Raw genomic sequence first — 15710 nt, 5'->3', positions numbered from 1 at the left:
CTCAGCGCTTTTTATGCGATGAGACGGGAAATTCGAGCGTCTGGCCATCCCGCGCGGCAAAAGCGCCTGCAAACCGGTCTTTGGCCAATTTCTCCATCTCGTCCAACTGATCGTCGGTGCGCGACGGATCGTGGTGAAACAGGGCAAGCCCCCGCGCGCCGGCAGCCTCACAGAGCTTGACTCCCTGTTGCCATGTCGAGTGCCCGTTGCCGCGGTAGCGCTCCATTTCCTCCTCGGTGTAGGTGCAATCGTAAATGACGAGGTCGGCATCCTCGATGAGATCGAGGATCGCCTGATCGAGCTGGCCCGGCTCGTGCTCGGTGTCCGTGATCACCGCCACGACGCGGCCACCCCATTCGACCCGGTAGCCTATGCAGCCACCGGGATGGGTGAGACTGCCGGTTCGGACCACCACCCCTTGGCGCGGCCGAAGCACGTCTCCGGATACGAAATCGCGATAGTCGAGGCTTGCCTTGCAGACATCCAGTCTCACCGGAAACCAGGGCGGCCGCATGAACTCATCGACCATCTGCCGGGTCGTCATGCGTCCTGCAAGATGCCCGGACCAAAGCCTGAGTTTGACGCTCCGGTCATACATCGGCTTAAAGGCCGGCAGCCCGATGATGTGATCGTAATGACAATGCGTGAAAAACAGATCGAAATCGGTCACGCCCGACGCACGAAGCGCCCAGCCGGCAGGCCGCAGGCCAGAGCCCGCGTCGAATAGAAGCGTATGCTTGCCGCATCGCATCTCGATGCAGATTGTGTTGCCGCCATAACGAGAGAATTCTGGCCCCGATACCGAAATGCTGCCGCGCACGCCCCAAAACCTGACCAGGAAAACGTCGTCGTCCATGCAAGCCCTTCGTAGTCCCCCTCGGCCATCGTAGCCAAACAACTGCTGCTAGGCGAGAAAGGTTTTCCTCCTGATGACCTTGTCCGTGAGAGGCCCGTGCCATCACGACGGCAAGGATCGAGCGCAATTCATTCGTTATTGGCGCTTCGCGCGTCGATCAGATCCGCGGTCGTATGGCTCAGGCGATCGGCAAGAACCCGAACCATCTCGATGGTCATTTCCGGGAACTCCTTCATAAGCCTTAGGAAATGATCCTTGTGAATTCTCAAGGCTTCAACCGGACTTGCGGCTCTGACGGTGGCCGTGCGGGAGCTGTTGCACAATATGGCGATCTCGCCAACGATCGAATTTGGCAGCAGTTCGGCAACTTTTATCGGTCCGCTGTCGGAATCGACCAGAATATCCGCCCTGCCTGAAAGGATGACATAGGCCGCATCTCCCTCATCACCCTGCCGGAAAAGGATCTGGCCGGCGGCGTAGCTCACGCGATCGGATGTGAACGCAAGCAGCTTGAGCTTTGTCGGCTCTATGCCAGAGAACAAGGGAACGCGTTGCAGCATTCCAACCTCATCCTTGAGCAGCATTGTCGCGAACCTTCCCAAAACTCACGTCTGCGAGACTAGAACAACCGACCCCCAGATAGGATCAATTCTGTTTCCGGGTAGCGGGACGAACCACGCGAAAGGTGGCGGGCCCGATCAGCCGGAAACCCGAATCCCTTGACCTTGCCACAAGTTCCCACCGGCAGAATGATCCCATCTGAATGTCCAATGCTCTATGATAGCAGTTCCTTGAAGATACCGCTCTCCGCCAAAAGTGTCTCGTGTGTTCCGTCTTCAACCAATTGGCCCGAGTCGAAGACGACAACGCGATCGAACATCATCCCCATTGCCGGATTCGTCACCACCCACACAATTGCCGGCGAATGGCCGTCGCGTCTGGCCTCCTCGAGCACGTTTTGCAGCACCTTGTCCTGCATACGCTGGTCGAGCGCCGACAGCGGCCGGTTGAGAATGAGAAAATCGGGACGCTTGAGCAAGGCCCGGGCGACGTCGAGCTTCTGGCGCTGTCCACCGGTCAGCCGCCTACCGCCGGAACCGACATTGAAGTCCAGACCGACATCCAGAACTTCGGCATAGAGCCCCAGCTCGTCAAGAATGTCATAGACGATGGAGCGTATGCGGTCCGGCGCGTCGGGATGGTTGTTGCCCACGCGGCCGAACAGGACATTGTCCATGACGGTAGCCGCGGCGATGTATTTGGCGGGATCATACCGTTCGACCGCATTCTGCAGCTCGGGCGGCAGGTTTTCATAGAATCCGTTGCGCGCAGCGACGATCTTGCTCATCAGCTCGTCGCTCAGCAGGCCGAAGCGATGCCGGGGCTCGATATAGGCAAAGCTCAAGGTGACGATCATGGCGCGATCGTTCTCTGAGACCGCCTCGTAGGGACGGTTCTTGAGCCGTTGCAGCAAGGTTTCGTAGGCGGGTATCTCCTCGGCGCTCATGAAGGCGAGCTGCTGGAAGAACTGGTGATCGGGCGGCAGGTCGGCAAACAGCTCGATCGCCTGGTCGGCGATCTCCATGCCCATTTCGTAGAGCGTGCGGTCGAGGCCGGCCTGGCTCAGCACAGAAGCAAAATACGGATTGGCCGCCAGAGCCCTGTCGGCCAGTTCGGGGCCGGCGGCAGCGCCGAAGAGCAGGTTCTGGCCGATCGTTGCTTCCTTGTTGTAGGCGCCCGGTTCGAAAGGAACCACCAGTCCGCTCAGCCCTTCGTGTTCCAGCCGCGTTCGCAGCGCCGCACGCAGTTCGACGATTCGCCTGGCAAGCTCCGTGTGACGCGTCAGGTCGGCCGAAGAGCGCAGGCCAAGATCCAGAATGTCGCGCGACAGAATAACCGCGTCGAGCACCCGGCGCACGGCTTCAAAGAGGTCGTGCGGGCCGGTAGCGCCGGCGGAAGCGTAGTCGATCCAGTCGCTTTGGATATCATGATCGGGATTGCCCGACCGGCGCGCCTCGTGGATGTTCCATCGGCGCTGGTCTGCCGCAGCGCCGTCATAAGTCACCGATGTCAGCGGCGCATGCTTCAACCCGTAGAGCAGGTTGTCGCGGAGGCTTGCCTGGAACAGGAAAACATCCGACGAGGCATAGGACATGCGCCGGCCGGTCACTGCTTCGGGGAGTTCAAGCAGGTCGTGGGCGCCCGAAGCGACCTTGCCGCCTTTCGGCCGGTTCAGCCGCGCGAAGGCTTCCGCCAGCGCCTCCGCTCCACCTGTTGCGGTACTGACCAGCGCCACCGTCTCACCCGGCTTGACCTGGAGGGAGATACGGTCGAGGAGCAATGCACCGCCATCGTCCGCTATCGACAGACCGATCGCCGACAGCGGGCCGGTCATCGGCCCGGGGGCGTCGATCGTCAATGCCCCGATTGTCGGCGCAATGACACCGTCGACGGTGAACTGTTCGACGACCTGCTGATATTTGACCTGGACATCCTGCCGCGCCTGATCCCAGTCGATCAGTTCCTTCATCGGTCCGGGCAGGTCCTTGTAGGCGCCGATCACGGCCACGAGCTGGCCGACGTCCAGCCGCCCCTCGATGACCAGATACCCGCCGATCATGTAGAACAGGAAGGGCGTCAGCTGCGCGAGAAAATTGTTGAGGAACTTTACCATGAATTTCCATTGGTAAAGATCGAAGCGGATCTTGAAGATGAGCCCTAGCCGGGCAGCTATGTCGGCGCGCTCGTAGTTCGAGGTGTCGTGGACGTGAACCGCGCCGATGCCGTCGACGATTTCGCCAACCCGGCCCGAAAGCGCGCGCGCCGTCAGCTGCCGTTCGCGACCGAGGACGATCAGCCGCCGCCGCATTCGCGGGATCAGCACGATCTGGATCACCACGATCACGACCGCTATCGTTCCGAGCCAGAAATTCTGGACCATGATGAACAGCATGGCCGTCAGCGCCTGGCCGCCGAGCAGCACCGGCTGCAGGAAGGCGTCGCCGATGAAGCCGCCCAGCGGCTCCACCTCGTCCTTGACCATGGTCGCCACTTCGGCGGATTTCACCCGTTTGAAGTAAAACGGCGGAAACCGCAGCACTCGATCAACCAGATCGAAGCGGATACGCCGCAGCATGCGTTCGCCGAGGCGGCCCTTGTAGGTGTTGATGTAGAGTTTAAACAAGCCGTTGATGACGACCAGCAACAGGAACACGACGCTTAGGGCAAGCAGCGTTGCCGAGCGGTCGAGCTGAAAGCCGGAGAAGAACTGGACCTCGCCAATGAACGGCAGGTCATAGTGCAGTCTCATGAATGGCTGGGTGGCGCCCGGTTGCTCGAAGCCTTTGCCTTGGATCGGGCCGTTGACGATCAGCTTCGGCAGGTCGAAGGACATGAAATACGGGATCATCGAAAGCAGGACGATCATCAATATCCAGAGCTGCTGCTTCCTGGTGTGCCTCCAGATATAGCGGGCTAGGCTGGGTTCCATATGCGACTGTGGGTCCTTCAGCTGGAAGGATGCAGGATGTGAGAGCACCTGCCGGCGAAGGGCGCATCGGCAAGGTCTTCGTCGCCAAAGACAAGCTCGCAGCCGCAGCCCACCCAGGACGCCTTCGGTCCGGACAGATGCAACCGGCCCTCTCCGGGCAATGGCGAAGCGGCTAACAGCATAATCACGTCCCGGATCAAACAGCCTTGCGGGGGGCAAGATTGCGTTGTGTCGCCCGAAATCCCACCATACAAGACGACTATGATGGATGTCACGCAACCACGCAATGCCGCCTTGGACGGGCACGAGCAGGCCCTGGACCTTACGCGGGGAATTGCTGCCTATGTCAACCACCCTCTCGTGAGCGGGCTGGCGCGCGTCATCGCCAAGCATCCGCGGGCCGACATCGCCAACGCCTTCAACCACAAACAGGTCGCCTGCAAGATGTGGGCGCTCGACAGGCTTTTCGAAAGCTGCGGCGGCCGGTTCGAGCGCATATGGGTGCTGGGTGGATGGTACGGCGTATTGCCGGCAATGCTTTTCAACGACGCCCGTTTCGACATAGCGGCGGTCGATAGCATCGATATCGATCCCGAAGTCGGCGCGGTGGCCCTGACCCTCAACCGGGAAGCCGGCGACCGGTTCCGGGCGCTGACGGACGATATGTACGCACTCGACTATGCGGCCGGGCAACCCGACCTGGTGGTCAATACAAGCTGTGAACACATAGCCGATCTCGGCGCCTGGCTTGCTCTGCTTCCGCGCGGCACGACTGTCCTGCTGCAATCGAACGACTATTTCAGCGAGCCGACGCACATCAACTGCGTGGCTTCACTTGCAGCGTTCGAAGCCATGGCGGCGCTGCGCGAGATCAGGTTCTCCGGCGAGCTGCCGACGAAGAAATATACGCGCTTCATGCTGATTGGAACTGTTTGAAGCGCTTTGCGCGTCTCTAACACGGACGCGACCCGCGTTAGGATTTCAAGGACCAGGCTCGATGCCGCTCGCGCAGGATTTGCGCCGCGTGATGCGCGCCTTCCAGGTCGAGGCGATGCGCGGATGGCGCCGGCGCCACCAGCGCCTGTTCGATCGCTTGCGCCAAACCTTCAGGCGTTAAGTCCTTTTCCGTCAGCACCGTTGCAAGACCGAGTTCTTCGAGCATCAGGGCGCGAACCGTTTGTTCGGTCTCCCCACCGGCTGCAAATGGAACCAGCAGGGAGCGGCAACCGGCGCGCAGGACATCGCAGACCGTGTTGTAACCCGCCTGCGAGACCGACAGGCGGGCGCCGGTCAGCAGGCTGGCGAAATCCTCGCGGAACCGGAAGATGGACAGCCCCGGCGTGGCATCGCGCGCGATCGCGTCAAATTCGTCTTTCGGCAAGTTTGGGCCGGTGATCAAACACCATTTCCAAGCGTTGTTGGCATTCCTTGCGGCGGCGATGGCGGATCTGACCAGGTGTTTTCCGGCAGCGCCGCCGCCAACCGACACCAGAACGTCGAAGCGCTCGGAGGCCGCGGGCGGTGGCGGCGCGGCAACGAGCCCCGTGTAGGTGACCTCGGCTGTGATCGCCCCGGCCAGTGGAAATGTCTTGTCGATGGTTGCGAAAGCCGGATCGCCGTGAACCATGACAACGTCGAAATGCCTGTTGATAAGATCGACCGTTTCCTCGTTTCGGCCCGGCTTGACGCGCTCCTGAAGGATATCACGGACAGACGTCGCCAACAGCGGCCTGGGCGATGTCGCGTCGATGGCCTCGATCAGCGGCATGAGTTCGAAACGCATCTGCCGGCGTCCAAATGGAAACGCCTCGATCATGACGATATCAGGCCTGCAATCCCGAAATGCCTGCAGCAGCATCTCTGAACGCCGCTTCTTGAAATCATCGTCGATGGGTTTGCCTTGCAGGTCGACAAGGCCGGAAAATCCTTCATCACTTGAGGTGACAGGTGGCAGGATTACCGACTTTACCCCCGGTCCCGGAAATCCCGCGACCGGCGCTCCGCCGGTCACGACGGTGACGTCAAACCCATCATCGACCAGAGCCGCCGCGATGCGGCTGGTGCGCGCGAGATGACCGATGCCGAGCAGGTGCTGGACATACAAGAAGGCGCGCAGCCGCATCATTCGGCAGCCTGCCACTCCTGTTGGAACAGCTGTTTGAGCTGCCCAATGCTTGCCATATGGTCGAAATTGCTTCGCACGCGCCGTTCGGCGGCGTCGCCGAGGCGAGCGCGCAGCGCGGGATCACGGATCAGGCGCTCCAGCGCCTGTGCCAAGGCAATCGGGTTTTCCGTCGGAACCAGCAGCCCGGTTTCATCCGGCGATAAAAGCTCCGGCACGCCGGAAATGTCGGTCGACACGCAGGCAAGCCGCTGGCTGGCCGCCTCGACCAGAACATTCGGCAGGCCGTCCCGGTCACCATTTGCAGTGATCCTGCAGGCCAGGGCGAAAATGTCGGCGCTTCGATAGTGCTCAAGCACCTCCTCCTGCGCAAGCGCACCTTTCCAAGCGACGCGACCATCCAGGCCGAGCTTTAGCGCCAGCGCCTTGAGCCGTTCCAGTTCCTCGCCGCCGCCGATGTGCTCGAAACGCCACGCCAAATCGGCTGGCAGGAGGGCAAGGGCCTCCAGCAAGATATCGTAACCCTTCTTTTCGACGGCGCGCCCGACACTGAGAACGACAACCGGTTCGCCCGGCGCCGAGCCGTCATGCTGCTTTCGCGCCTCGCCGAAGCTGCCGAAGCGATCAAGATCGAGCCCATGATAGCTCAGATGTACGGACGAGTTGCCGTTGGCGAGTTCCTTCAGACGGTCGAAGCCTGTTCTTGTGCAGGTGACCGTCCAACGCGCCGAGGACAGCTTGCCGGCCAGATCCCAGTCCGCCGAAGTCCAGATGTCCTTGGCATGGGCCGAGCAACTCCAGGGCAGACCAAGAAGCAGGCTGGCATAGCGCGTCACCGATGCCGGCGTGTGCACGAAGTGCGCATGCAACCATCCCGCGTCTTGCGGCCATTCGGCGGCCAGCACGAGTGCCTGCCCGAAGCGGCGCACGCGATTGCGCGTAAAGTCGCGGGGGATATCGGTGGCCAGCGATCCGAGCGCGCGCCAGAAGCCCGGACGCGGCAGACAGGCAAACAGCGAGCGAACCACGCGTAGCGGCTCTTGATGCAGATATTCCGGCAGATAATGGACCGGCGCCTTGATCTCGTCATGCACGGGGTGGCGTTTCGCGTCGGTCGGCCGCCTGAGCGCGACGAGTACCAGGTCGAACCCCGCACGCTCCAGACCGAGCAGTTCCTGCGCGATGAAGGTTTCCGACAGCCGCGGATAGCCCTTCAGAACCACGACGATCTTGCGACGTTGCAACTCAGTTCGATCCTTCGATGACCGAAAGGTGATGGCCGGCCCGCCGGTCGAGCAGTTCTGCGACGATTTCGGAAATATGAGGCAGCCCTTCCAGCGTCAGATGCGGATTGCTCTGCGACGGGCGAGGCCGGTCCGGCAGCGCCACCAGTGCATCGGCAAACCGCTGGGAATCCTTGGCCTCCTCCGGCAAAAGCATCTCGATGAGGCCGAGTTCTGCTGCACGCCGCGCGCGGATCAGCTGTTCCTCGCGGGGTTCGATGCGCGGCACGATCAGCGCCGGCTTGTCGAAAGACAGGATCTCGCAATAGGTGTTGTAACCGCCCATCGCCACAACCGCCTTGGCGCCGGCAATCAGGTCTTCCATGCGGTTGTCGAACTCGATGATCTTGATGTAGGGGATCTTGGACCCCTTCCTGAGCAGCTTGTTGCGCTTGCGCGCCGGCATGTAAGGCCCAAGCACGATCAGCGCCCTGTGCTGTAATTGCGGATCCTGCTGATAGGCATCGATAACGTCGTGGATCAGTTCGGCGCCGTCACCCCCGCCACCGGTGGTAACGAGGATATAGTCGCCCTCGGGCCGATGGCCGGGCAACTCGTTCCGCGGCAGGCTCCGTTGCAGGAAACCGACGAAGGTCATCTTTGCCCTGACAGCCGGCGGCACATCCAGGCCGGTCAACGGATCGTAGAAATCCGGCGGACCATAGGCCCAGACCTTGTCGTAAAACATGCCAATCTTGCGCATCACATCCCTGCGTGCCCACTCGGCTTCGAGCAGATGCGGCGCATCCATCACCTCGCGCAGGCCCAGCACGAGCGTGGTGCCTCGCGTTTTGAGATAGGACAGCGTGTCCTCGATCTCGCCGCGCAGGCCGAGCGGTTCCTTGTCGACGATGAAGATATCCGGCCGAAAGCTCTCGGCCGTGTGGCGGATGATCGACTGGCGCATCCTTAGCGTCTCGTGCAGATCGATATCCTTTTCCAGCGAGGTGTATTCGCCGTTGCGCAACTTGATGACGCTGGGGATCTTCACGAAGTCGACACGGGCGCGGTAATCAAAGGCGCCAGCGATGGTCGCACCCGAAATGATAAGCACCTGAAGTCCGCGGAAATCCTCGACCAGCGAATGCGCGATAGTCCGGCAGCGCTGCAGGTGGCCGAGCCCGAACGTGTCGTGGCTGTACATGAGAATTCGAGTGTTTTCTGCGTGCTGGGTCATTGTTGAACGTCTTTTCGAATTCTCGCCTTGAGGGCCGTCACCGACCCGCAGGCTCCGAAACCATCCTGGTCTACAGACCTGTTTTGAAACATGAAGGCGCAATTTTCAATTTGAATCACCCAAGAAGCCGCAGATCGCCTAGCAATCCGCGAACCCACCGACTTCTCTGCACACTGCGCCGACCGGGCCGAACGCGAAAGGCCCGATGGCGCTATTCACTCCAGAATCACACTTCGTTGTGTGCACGGACGCGCGGCGATATCGCGCAATTGTCTAGCTCGCAATGATGACGTCTTGCACCACAACATGGGCTTCTTCAAGGTAGGAGCAACGACGGGCATAGATGTCTTGCTTGCCGATTTGAGGGAAGGCTACAGCGCGATGCCGCTCATGATTCGACGATTGGGAGCCAGGAATCCGGCGCGCCCGGCACGACGTCTCCAATATCTAACCGCGATGTTTGCCCTGATTGCCGGGTCCCTTGTTGTCGGGATAGCCCTCTTCCTGGCCGGTCCGGCACAGGCCCAGACGCCGGCGACCGTCCCGCCCGAAAGGGTCAAACAGCTGTTCGAACTCCTCGACGATCCGTCGGTGAAGGCCTGGGTGGCCGAACAACGAAATCAGGACGCCGGTTCAACGGCAGCCCCTGCCGCGGCAGGCGCTTCACCGGCTGACGCATCGTCCGACGCCGCGGCCGCAACGGGCCAGATGAACACGATGGCATCCTCGACGCTCGATCGGATCAAGCATCACATCGAACGGATCGTGCGAACCTTGCCCTCGCTGCCCGGCCAATTCGCGCGCGTTCGGGAAGCGACCATGGAGGATATGTCCAGCAGGGGACCTGCCGGCGTATTGATGCTGATCGCGATTTTCATCGCTGCCGGCCTTGCGCTCACCTGGGCAACGTACAAGCTGACGCGTCCATTTCGCCTTTGGATCATCGCGCAATCGAAGGATACGCCGACCGGGCGGGCCAAGAAGATTGGTGGCCGCCTGCTTTATTCCAGCCTGCTGATCGTCTCGTTCGCGCTGGGCAGCGCCGGCGCGTTCATGCTGTTCGACTGGCCAATGCTCATCCGTGAGATCGTGCTGACATTCCTGATGGCTGCAGTCGTTACATGGGGGGTGCGCACGTACCTCATAGCCCTGCTCGTCCCTTCCTTCATGCAGGTCGAGAACGCTGTCGAGGTTCGTGCCTTGCCGGTCAGCAACGAGACGGCCGACCATTGGTCCTATTGGCTGACGCGGATCGTCGGCGTCTTCGCCTTCTTCGCCGCCGCGTTTATCCTCCTGCCGGGTCTCGGCATCGACCGTGACGGCATGATGGTGCTGTCGGTGGGCGCCGATTTCGTGCTGCTGGTGCTCCTGCTGCTTGCCGTCTGGCGCCGGCCAAGGACACGGCGCGATGGGCACGGCCACACGGCAGCGACATGGCTGTTGACTGCCTATTTCGTCGCTCTGTTCCTGGAGCGCATCGTCGGCCTGTACACGTGGTTCTGGTTTACCTTGGCCGCATTCGTCCTGCCTTTTGCAATCGTGCTGACGCAGCGCGGGGTCAATTTCGTTCTGCGGCCGGGTTCGGAAGATGCCGGCCGGCCTACGATCCCGGCGGTGACGATCGCTGTGATCGATCGCGGAATCCGGATGATCCTGATCCTGGCGGCGGCTTACCTTCTTGCGCGTGTCTGGGGTCTGGACATGCAGGCCATGCGAGACGGCGATACGACGACCACGCTCATATTGCGCGGCCTGATCAATGTCATTGTCATTGCTCTTGCCGCCGATTTCGGCTGGTCGATCATCAAGGCCTTGATCGAACGAAAGCTGGGCATCGAAACGTCGCATGCGGTGATCGGCGAGGAGGACATCCCAACCCTCGATCCGCAGCAGGCGCGGCTGCGCACGCTGTTGCCCATCATCCAGAACATTCTGCTCGCAGTGATCGTCGTTATGGCGGTGCTGATGATGCTCGCCTCAATTGGTATCCAGATCGGCCCGCTGATCGCCGGCGCCGGCGTCGTCGGCGTCGCCGTGGGTTTTGGCGCGCAAACCATCGTCAAGGACGTGATCTCAGGCGTGTTTTATCTGCTCGACGATGCGTTTCGCGTCGGCGAATACATTTCATCGGGCAGCTACAGGGGTACGGTGGAGAGCTTTTCGCTGCGCTCGGTGAAGCTGCGGCACCATCGCGGCCCGCTGTTCACAATACCGTTCGGTGAACTCGGAGCCGTCCAGAACCAGAGCCGCGACTGGGTTACCGACAAATTCAACATCACCGTCGGCTATGACACCGACATCGACTTCGCTCGTAAGCTGATCAAGCGCATCGGCCTGGAACTGGCGGAAGACCCCGAATTCAAAAACTGGGTGATCGAACCGATCAAGATGCAGGGCGTACAGGAGTTCGGTGAGTACGGCATCGTCTTGAGGGTCAAGGTCACAACCAGACCGGGAGGCGCCTTCGCTATGAAAGGCAGATTCTTTTTACGCCTCCGCCAGGCCTTCAAGGAGCAGGGCATCGAACTCCCATTCCCGACCGTCCACGTCGAGGGGCTGCAGAACCCACATGGGGCAGAGAATGCGCCTGTGGAGATCACACCGGAGCTAAAAATGGCCGTTGCGCAGTCGCATACCAATCGGCGCAGAAAAAAAGCCGGCACAACGGAGTAGGAAAGCTGTGACGCCCGCTGGTAGCAGCGGAATGTTGATTATTTGCGTCAACGAGGCTGCAACCCTCGGTGATCCTTGCTCGTTTCCGATGGCGATGCGGCACCCGCATCCATGCTAGCTCAGTTGGGTGTGGCGTTCCTCACATCGGAAGCTCGGGGCTATTTTCGGCAAAGTATTCATGACTATCGCCATTTTCTGTAGCTTGCGGCGGGTTTTCAACCGCGAGTATCTTGGCAAAATTTTGACCGCCAGATGAATAGTCGTCCGTGAAGGCGACGACCTCAAAGTGACTAATTTCGTGTACAATCGTTCCAGATCTTGAATCCGTTCCTTTCAGAGCCGCCGACCAGAACTTTTGACAAACAAAAATATTATAAGGTTGATCACGGAACACATACGCATAGACATCCGGTCCGCAGATGCTGCCGTGGCATCCAAACGTTATTGTCTTGTTTGCAAGAGCATCCGCAATCTTCGAGAAATTTCCAGTGGTCTTTGCGTACAGTCCTACGGTATGCGCCCCAAACCATGTCCGATATCGTTGGGAATTCGGCTGCTGGGCAGAGGGCGTGCCCTGCAAAACCTGCAGGGCAGCCGAGGCTATGTTGTTTGCCTCCGCCAGCGCAGCGCCAATATCAGCCTGTTGAGAGCTGTCACAATGGTCGAATCTGGGTGCCGAGAGCGGTATCCGTTCCGGAGGAATTCGACCGGATAGAAGCCTGAACGTGGCGGCGTTGCTCAGAACCTGGGCGCGTCTCAGGGCAGCTGGATGACCAACCAGCAGACCCACTCGCTCTGTATCATAGGTAACCGCATAGTTCCCTGCTTCATAGATGGCGTAGTACAATGACAGATCGACGGTCGCCGAAATCGATCGTCCGGGTTCGATATCGATAAAATCAGCCTCGGTCGGTTCTGCTCGCTTCACCAAAGGGCCAATATACTGAATTGGCTGCGACCCTCTCGTCACTGAAAAAATTTGGCCCGAGACGCCGTCGATCGGCGTGGTCCATCTGAGCACCCTGATCGGGCTGCCCGATCGGTTCGTGAGAGTAAAAACAATAGTTAGGGGGGTATCGTTTCCATAAGAAGTCAGGCGCGATTGCAGAACTATCTCAATTTCCTGATTCTGCTGCGCAAACGCCAAGGGCACAAGGCTAAAAAAATACAAAAGTACAAGCGTCACACTCCGAACAATACTTGGCATTTTACGCTCCCATATAACCACGATCAGACGGAATTGCTGCGTCTACGTGAGTTTTTAGTTTGCGATAACATACCTGAATCGCCCGCAGCCTACCTTACAAATTAGGAATGAAATTGCTGCGGGCTGGGCATTGCAACTTACCTCAGATTCAAAAAAACAGGAACGCGAAATCATGTCCGTTGCCGCGAATGTCAGCGATTTCGACTGACACCTCTTTCGGGGTGGTATAAGATGAATGGGTACTTTCCCATCAAGCTCCATAGAGGGGGCCATCATGAGCGAGCGTTGGAAAGGCATAATCACTAACTGCGCGAGTTTGAGAAATCTTGCCCTGGTTTGTGGGTTCTTTTTTGCTTTAAGCGGCACTGCTTCAGCTGATTCCTGCGGAACAGATGCTACTGCCGGTTGGGATGTCGAGAATCCTCCGGCCGAGGATCGTCAAGCAATTCAAGATCTCTTGTCCCGCTATGCCTGGACGATCGACGAAAGAAATGCACCCGCGTTCACTGGTCTCTTTGCGGAACCGAGATCGTCTTACTATAAGATTTGCAGTTCAGGCAACAGTATCCTCAAGTTGACACTCGGCATGGGTCCGGAGTCGGCAACCGATCTCCTCGGACAGATGACAATAATACTTAAGAAGATGGAGACCGATAGCCTCCAGACTCGGCACCTCGTGACCAATACCTTGTTCGACGTGGTTGACGATAAGACGGTGAACACCAAATCGATAGTCCTGGTGACTCTGCAGGACTCCCACTCTCCGGCACCGGTTCTTGACTATTCGGCGGATGCCCGGGCCTCTTTTGTAAAGGGGGACGACGGCAGGTGGCGATTTCAATCGCTTACAGTCCACGCCGACTATGTTGCTGGCTCTATCGCAGCGAAGAAGCGATGACGCCCAGAGATCGGCCATGGGTTCACTGGCACGCTCCAGTGGGCTGAAATGCGTGCCGTTGCGCTGATCGCTGCGGTCCTCGGCATTGTGTTTGTCCTAATATCCGGGACGATCGGGCTTCGACATGCAGCTTTCGTATCGACGCCGCAAGCCGGTGAGAGGCACGGCTCCGATCAGGACGACCTGGATTCGAAGTCGTTCGCCAACGCCGTTACGCGATGGAATCCCGACATCTTTTGGGCGCCGGCCTCAAAGAGCACCGACGTCATAACCAGGTCTGGCGATGAAGCGCGAGCGATCTTCGGTCCTATTCCCGACGGCGATTGCGACAGCCCACAGATGAAGGTCATCCCACTGGAAGTCGACGGCAATGTCGTCGACCTCAAGCCCAATCCAACAAAACCGGGCACTCCGCTGGAGTTCGAGCACAGGAACGAGAACGGAGAGGTGGTGAAATGGACGGCGACTTTGCCCAAATGCGACAAGCCTTCGCTGACCGGCAGCACGACCTACTGTGGGCTGAACTCACGTGTCGTCAGAGTCGTGCGCGGCAACGTGGAATGGCTGTTCCTCTGCAGGAAATCGAATATCAGCCAGGAGGTCAGCACCGATCCCTACTGGACGCGGTCGGATCCGAGGTTTTCTGTCTTCGGCACCATCGGGTTCAACCGGAAATCCGGAGAAATTGTCTTCTTCGACGGCCGCAAGGACCAGAGCCAGTTCGATTGGTCAAAGCCCCTCGTTCCGCCGGGCGGGCGCAGCTATTCCGATGAAGCGGGAAGGGACACGGCGGAGAAAATCTATGATCCGACGTTCCAGATCTCGTGCCATGCATGCCATGACAACAAAAGCCCCTATGTGATCGATCCGCACATTGCGCAGAGCAGGGTCGGTTTTCGTTCGGCCGGCGATGCCAGATCGACCGCCTTCAGCCTGGGCGATTTTCTACCGCACCGGCCGCGGTTGCCGGACGCGCCGTTCCGCGTGGTCGGCTCCGGCTACACCGGCACCTACCGCAATGAACTCAGCCAAGCCAGGACGGTCGAAGATCCGACGGGCAACTGCACAAGCTGCCACACGCTTACCACACAAGTCACGGGCCGCCGTTTTGCCGCCGACGCGGCGGGGCACGAGCCGACAGTCACGTTGCCGACCTGGGTCCAGTTGCTCGAGCTGCACGAGGAACAGGTCGTCTACGCCGAGATAGAAGCACACCGCACGAACTGGGCGGCCGGCAGCGGTGGCATCCATCCCTGGATGTTGCCGGGGTCGGGCAATGACCTGTCCTCCAGCGCGCCGCGACTGAGCTCGGAAGACTGGCGCAAGCTGAGCGACTGTCTGTGGGGAGCCGGCGGCTCCGAGTGCGGCTACCGCCCGCTCTACACCGGCTGCCCGGCGCCGGAGGCGGAGGCGGAGGATGAAGGCTCTTCGCTCGCCGATGCCAGGATTCAGGTTTTGCCTCCCCTGCCCGGAGCGGCGGTGAAGACGCCTGTCCTTCGCGTAAGCTGGACCTTTCGCAACAGCTACGGTGGCGTTCCTGAGCGCGACGATGTCAGGATCAATGTGGCAGTCGGCGCCGCCGCGATTCCGGCAAACGGGGATCCACCGCAAAGCGGCGAATATCCGAGCATCGAGCAGGCAAAAGGAACCGACGCCGTGGCCATCTCCGGTCCCGTCAGTTCAGCCGGCTCCAGCTTGCTGGTCCAGGACGTTTCGTTTGCCGGCCACACGAAATGGAGCGACCCGACGCCGTCGATGTCGCCGCGCACCTTCCAGATCGATCTGCCTGGCGAATGCAACCGACGCACCTTGATCCGGCTGGTGCCCAAACGGTTCTGCTTCGACCAAAGCCAAGCGGCATTCAGCGAGGCAGACCATTTGGTCTATGCCGACGTTCGGTGTGACGAGCATCGATGATCCATCTGACGCGATCGAAAGCGGCTGGTGAGCGCCGCGATTTGCGATAACATGACCGGGTGCTACATGGTCGCCGCACCAAGGAGG

The 15710-nt window shown here is 59.9% G+C and carries 11 protein-coding genes; 4 read left to right on the top strand and 7 right to left on the bottom strand.

All coding sequences use genetic code 11. From position 1 onward, the window contains the following. Position 1: 1 nt before the first annotated feature. From EN846_RS04735 to EN846_RS04725, 3 genes are all read right to left on the bottom strand, one after another. Complete coding sequence (locus EN846_RS04735) at positions 2–856, bottom strand: MBL fold metallo-hydrolase (protein ID WP_127284752.1); 855 nt, start codon at positions 854–856, stop codon at positions 2–4. 128 nt (positions 857–984) lie between these two features. Further along, positions 985–1440 (bottom strand): cyclic nucleotide-binding domain-containing protein, encoded by a 456-nt coding sequence (locus EN846_RS04730; RefSeq protein ID WP_127284751.1) that lies wholly within the window; start codon positions 1438–1440, stop codon positions 985–987. 191 nt (positions 1441–1631) lie between these two features. Beyond that, positions 1632–4346 carry an ABC transporter ATP-binding protein gene (locus EN846_RS04725; protein ID WP_128346031.1) on the bottom strand — a complete coding sequence of 905 codons (2715 nt, stop codon included), beginning with the start codon at positions 4344–4346 and terminating at the stop codon, positions 1632–1634. 264 nt (positions 4347–4610) lie between these two features. On the opposite strand from EN846_RS04725, the gene EN846_RS04720 reads away from it, so the two are divergent. After that, entirely contained in the window at positions 4611–5282 is a 672-nt protein-coding gene (locus EN846_RS04720; RefSeq protein ID WP_127309847.1) for a class I SAM-dependent methyltransferase, read from the top strand. A gap of 37 nt (positions 5283–5319) precedes the next feature. Here the strand turns inward: EN846_RS04720 and EN846_RS04715 are convergent, their stop codons facing one another. The 3 genes from EN846_RS04715 to EN846_RS04705 are packed head-to-tail and all read right to left on the bottom strand — an operon-like array spanning position 5320 to position 8928. Then, positions 5320–6471, bottom strand: a complete 1152-nt coding sequence (locus EN846_RS04715; protein WP_127309845.1) for a glycosyltransferase family protein — start codon at positions 6469–6471, stop codon at positions 5320–5322. After that, a complete protein-coding gene (locus EN846_RS04710) occupies positions 6468–7712 on the bottom strand; it encodes a glycosyltransferase family 4 protein (protein ID WP_127309846.1) in 1245 nt (414 codons plus the stop codon). Before EN846_RS04710 ends, EN846_RS04715 begins: the two co-directional genes overlap by 4 nt. 1 nt (position 7713) lies before the next feature. After that, a complete protein-coding gene (locus tag EN846_RS04705) occupies positions 7714–8928 on the bottom strand; it encodes a glycosyltransferase family protein (RefSeq protein ID WP_127283545.1) in 1215 nt (404 codons plus the stop codon). A gap of 294 nt (positions 8929–9222) precedes the next feature. Between EN846_RS04705 and EN846_RS04700 the strand changes: the two genes are divergently transcribed. Continuing rightward, on the top strand, positions 9223–11601 hold the full coding sequence (locus tag EN846_RS04700; RefSeq protein WP_245478222.1) for a mechanosensitive ion channel family protein: 2379 nt from the start codon (positions 9223–9225) through the stop codon (positions 11599–11601). A 139-nt stretch (positions 11602–11740) separates the two neighbouring features. Here EN846_RS04700 and EN846_RS04695 read toward each other — a convergent pair whose 3' ends face one another. Then, positions 11741–12808, bottom strand: coding sequence for a M35 family metallo-endopeptidase (locus EN846_RS04695; RefSeq protein ID WP_127392099.1), 1068 nt, complete (start codon positions 12806–12808; stop codon positions 11741–11743). A 274-nt stretch (positions 12809–13082) separates the two neighbouring features. Here EN846_RS04695 and EN846_RS04690 point away from each other — a divergent pair, with 274 nt between their 5' ends. Further along, a complete protein-coding gene (locus EN846_RS04690; protein ID WP_187331229.1) occupies positions 13083–13706 on the top strand; it encodes a nuclear transport factor 2 family protein in 624 nt (207 codons plus the stop codon). A gap of 48 nt (positions 13707–13754) precedes the next feature. After that, positions 13755–15623, top strand: coding sequence for a hypothetical protein (locus EN846_RS04685; protein ID WP_127392098.1), 1869 nt, complete (start codon positions 13755–13757; stop codon positions 15621–15623). Positions 15624–15710 lie beyond the last annotated feature (87 nt).

Source organism: Mesorhizobium sp. M4B.F.Ca.ET.203.01.1.1, from assembly GCF_004791025.1.
Lineage (GTDB): Bacteria > Pseudomonadota > Alphaproteobacteria > Rhizobiales > Rhizobiaceae > Mesorhizobium > Mesorhizobium abyssinicae.
The sequence above is the reverse complement of the archived record's forward strand: the minus strand, read 5'-3'. Positions and strand labels throughout refer to the sequence as shown.

Excerpts from the sequence above, each read along its gene's own strand:
- EN846_RS04720 (WP_127309847.1), top strand. The coding sequence starts at position 4,611 with ATGGATGTCACGCAACCACGCAATGCCGCCTTGGACGGGCACGAGCAG.
- EN846_RS04735 (WP_127284752.1), bottom strand. The coding sequence starts at position 856 with ATGGACGACGACGTTTTCCTGGTCAGGTTTTGGGGCGTGCGCGGCAGC.
- EN846_RS04705 (WP_127283545.1), bottom strand. The coding sequence starts at position 8,928 with ATGACCCAGCACGCAGAAAACACTCGAATTCTCATGTACAGCCACGAC.
- EN846_RS04690 (WP_187331229.1), top strand. The coding sequence starts at position 13,083 with ATGAGCGAGCGTTGGAAAGGCATAATCACTAACTGCGCGAGTTTGAGA.
- EN846_RS04685 (WP_127392098.1), top strand. The coding sequence starts at position 13,755 with ATGCGTGCCGTTGCGCTGATCGCTGCGGTCCTCGGCATTGTGTTTGTC.
- EN846_RS04715 (WP_127309845.1), bottom strand. The coding sequence starts at position 6,471 with ATGATGCGGCTGCGCGCCTTCTTGTATGTCCAGCACCTGCTCGGCATC.
- EN846_RS04695 (WP_127392099.1), bottom strand. The coding sequence starts at position 12,808 with ATGCCAAGTATTGTTCGGAGTGTGACGCTTGTACTTTTGTATTTTTTT.
- EN846_RS04725 (WP_128346031.1), bottom strand. The coding sequence starts at position 4,346 with ATGGAACCCAGCCTAGCCCGCTATATCTGGAGGCACACCAGGAAGCAG.
- EN846_RS04730 (WP_127284751.1), bottom strand. The coding sequence starts at position 1,440 with ATGCTGCTCAAGGATGAGGTTGGAATGCTGCAACGCGTTCCCTTGTTC.